At 50.3% G+C, this 3,390-nt stretch carries 4 protein-coding genes; all 4 read left to right on the top strand.

Annotation, left to right across the window (positions count from 1 at the left end; translation table 11 throughout):
• Positions 1-779 (top strand): carboxynorspermidine decarboxylase (locus QVO97_RS11895; RefSeq protein ID WP_288189761.1); only part of this gene is annotated, 779 nt, incomplete at its 5' end.
• 160 nt (positions 780-939) lie between these two features.
• The gene (nudC, locus tag QVO97_RS11890; protein WP_022360537.1) at positions 940-1,866 is read left to right on the top strand and encodes an NAD(+) diphosphatase; all 927 of its coding nucleotides are present in this window, start codon (positions 940-942) and stop codon (positions 1,864-1,866) included.
• Positions 1,867-2,126: 260 nt separating this feature from the next.
• Positions 2,127-2,627 carry an acetolactate synthase small subunit gene (gene ilvN, locus QVO97_RS11885; RefSeq protein WP_022360536.1) on the top strand — a complete coding sequence of 167 codons (501 nt, stop codon included), beginning with the start codon at positions 2,127-2,129 and terminating at the stop codon, positions 2,625-2,627.
• A 136-nt stretch (positions 2,628-2,763) separates the two neighbouring features.
• Positions 2,764-3,390, top strand: a 627-nt coding sequence (gene ilvC / locus QVO97_RS11880; protein ID WP_288189760.1) for a ketol-acid reductoisomerase, incomplete at its 3' end; no start/stop codon positions are given.

Here is a 3,390-nt window from a genome sequence, read left to right as displayed (position 1 = left end):
CGGGACTCCGGCTGAACCCGGAGTGTTCCACGCAGGAGGGTCACGCGATCTATGATCCGTGTGCGCCGGGATCCCGCATGGGGACGACTCTTTCGATGCTTTCGGAGGCGGGAAACTTTGAAGAAACCATCCTTCCGTATCTGGATGGATTTCATATGCATACGCTCTGCGAGCAGAATTCAGATGACCTGGAGACGACGCTGCGGGCAGCGGAGGAGAAGTTTGGAGCCTGGTTTTCAAAGGTAAAATGGCTGAACCTGGGCGGCGGACACCACATTACGAGAGAAGATTATGACCGCGAACGCCTGATCCGCCTGGTGCGCGGGCTGCGCGAAAAATATGGTGTGGAGGTATACCTGGAACCGGGCGAGGCAGTTGTCTTAAACGCGGGATTTCTTGTAACTTCCGTGCTGGAGACGATGGAAAACGGCATGCAGATTGCGATTCTGGATACCTCGGCAGCCTGCCATATGCCGGATGTGCTGGAAATGCCGTACCGTCCGCCGCTTATCGGAGCGGGAGAAGCAGGCGAAAAGCCGTATACGTTCCGCCTGGGCGGACCAACCTGTCTTTCGGGGGACTGCATCGGGGATTATTCGTTTGATGCACCGCTAAAAGAGGGCGGACGGCTGGTGTTTGGCGATATGGCGCTCTATACGATGGTCAAAAATAATACCTTTAATGGAATGCCGCTTCCGTCGATCGTATACCGGCATGAAGATGGGACAGCGGAAGTGGTGCGGGCGTTTGGATATGAGGATTTTGTGGGACGGTTGTAAGTCTGGGGCGAACCAGGGGATTGTATTTTTTTGATAAAAAGAGTAAAATGAAGAGACTTGCAGAAAGATTACAATGAATGCCTGCGGGGACAGCCGTTACACAGTATGGAAATAACGGTTGCACAAGTTTTGGAGAATAAAAGGATAGAGAGATAAAGTTATGATACAGGACATCGCACCACATCGCTACGACAATACATACCACATTCAGAAACCTGGAGCACAGGACTACGTCTTCTGCATCCAGAAAGGCCGGATTCTTCTGCGTGAGACCGCGGAGGAACATGTGCTTACTATCCCGCGCCGGGAGGAGATTGAGGCGGCAGTTCCGGAACTGATGGATCGGGCGGTCTATCTCTTTTCGGTTGATGAGAAGCCATATTTTCTGGTCAGTGTGCCGGAGAAAAAAGCAGAAGAGATTCTGGCAAAGCTAAAAGAAGGGGCAGAAAAAGAGCCGGAACAGCTTTACTATGCATGGAAAACGCCGACCGACATCCGTGCGATGGAGCCGATGCACCAGGCATTTGCAGCGATCACGGCGGTGCAGCTGTGGCGCTGGAGACAGAGCCGTCAGTTCTGCGGGCGCTGTGGGGCAAAGACGGAGGACAGCAAGATCGAGCGGGCGCTCGTCTGCCCGGTCTGCGGTCAGACGGAATATCCAAAGATCTCCCCGGCAGTCATCGTGGCGATCACGAACGGGGACAAACTTCTTATGTCGCGCTACCGCGTCAACCACAGTACTTACCGTGGATATGCGCTGATCGCTGGATTTGTCGAGATCGGGGAGACATTTGAAGAGACCGTCCGCCGCGAAGTGATGGAGGAAGTCGGGCTGAAAGTTAAAAATATCCGCTATTTCAAGAGTCAGCCGTGGGCGTTTACTGATACGGAGATGATCGGATTTTTTGCAGAACTGGATGGGGACGATAAGATCCGGCTGCAGGAGGACGAGCTTTCTGAGGCAGGCTGGTATACGCGTGAGGAGATCCCGGACGATGCACGCCTCATCAGTGTCGGAACCGAGATGAAGATGTATTTTAAATACGGTCCGGACTGGGAAAAAAAGTGGCAGGAACACCAGAAATGATGTGTTGATATATCGTTAATGTACACAGGTAGGCACTTTTGGAACCGAAAGTGCCGTAAGAAAACGTGGTGGCAGCAGGAATTTGCCGTATTTAAATGCGGAGCCACGGCAAATTCCGTTACTGGGCACGTATGCGTGAACAGTAATGATATATCTCTGAGGAATACAAAGCATTCCTTTTAATTAGTTGACAAACTGAGAATTGGTTGCTATCATTAAGGCAATACGAACAAGACAGAAGATCAAGGTGGGAAGATTGCATGAGCAGAATTGTGTTATCACTGCTGGTAGATAATACTGCCGGCGTTTTAAGCCGTGTGGCTGGACTTTTCAGCCGCCGCGGATATAATATCGAAAGTCTTACAGTTGGCGTGACCGCGGATCCGAGATACTCCCGTATGACGGTTGTATCGCTGGGCGATCATCAGGTTCTGGAGCAGATTCAGAAGCAGCTTGGAAAACTGGAAGATGTACACGACATCAAGGAACTGCGGGAAGGTCATTCCGTATATCGTGAGCTGATGCTCGTCAAGGTGAGGGCAAATGCGAACCAGCGGATGGCGATCAATGCGATTTCCGAGATTTTCCGTGCATCGATTGTCGATGTGGGAAAAGATTCTGTCACTGTTATGCTGACAGGCGACCAGTCCAAACAGGACGCGCTGATTAATCTTCTGGAAGATTATGAGATTCTGGAATTAGCCAGAACAGGTCTTACCGGTCTTTCCAGAGGTGCGGATGATATCCGCTATCTGCCATAGTACATCAGTCGATAGACTGGATACAAGGCATTCAACAGGTTTACAAAGTTTGGTCCAAAGACGCACAGAGAGGCGCCGGTCTATGCTTTATAATAAATTTATTTTATTTTTGTTAGATCCAAGGAGGAAATGAAAAATGGCAGCAAAGATTTACTATCAGGAAGATTGTAATTTATCCTTATTAGAAGGACAGAAGATTGCTATTATCGGTTACGGCAGCCAGGGTCATGCACATGCCCTGAACTTAAAAGAGTCCGGATGCGATGTTATCATCGGTCTTTACAAGGGCAGCAAGTCTTGGGCAAAAGCAGAGGCACAGGGATTTAAAGTATACACCGCAGCAGAGGCTGCAAAACAGGCTGATATCATCATGATCCTGATCAACGATGAGCTTCAGGCAGATATGTACAAGAAAGACATCGAGCCAAACCTGGAAGAGGGCAACATGCTTATGTTCGCTCATGGCTTTAACATCCACTTCGGATGCATCAAACCGCCGAAGAATGTCGATGTAACCATGATCGCTCCGAAGGCACCGGGTCACACTGTAAGAAGTGAGTATCAGGCTGGTAAGGGTACACCGTGTCTGGTAGCAGTAGAGCAGGATTACACAGGCAAAGCACTTGACCGTGCACTGGCTTATGGTCTTGGCATCGGCGGCGCTAGAGCAGGTCTTCTGGAGACTACATTCCGTACCGAGACTGAGACAGACCTCTTCGGTGAGCAGGCAGTTCTTTGTGGCGGTGTTTGTGCTCTGATGCAG

Source organism: Clostridium sp. CAG:43 (genome assembly GCF_000434655.1).
Lineage (GTDB): Bacteria > Bacillota > Clostridia > Lachnospirales > Lachnospiraceae > Otoolea > Otoolea fessa.
This window is presented reverse-complemented; position numbering and strand designations above follow the sequence as displayed.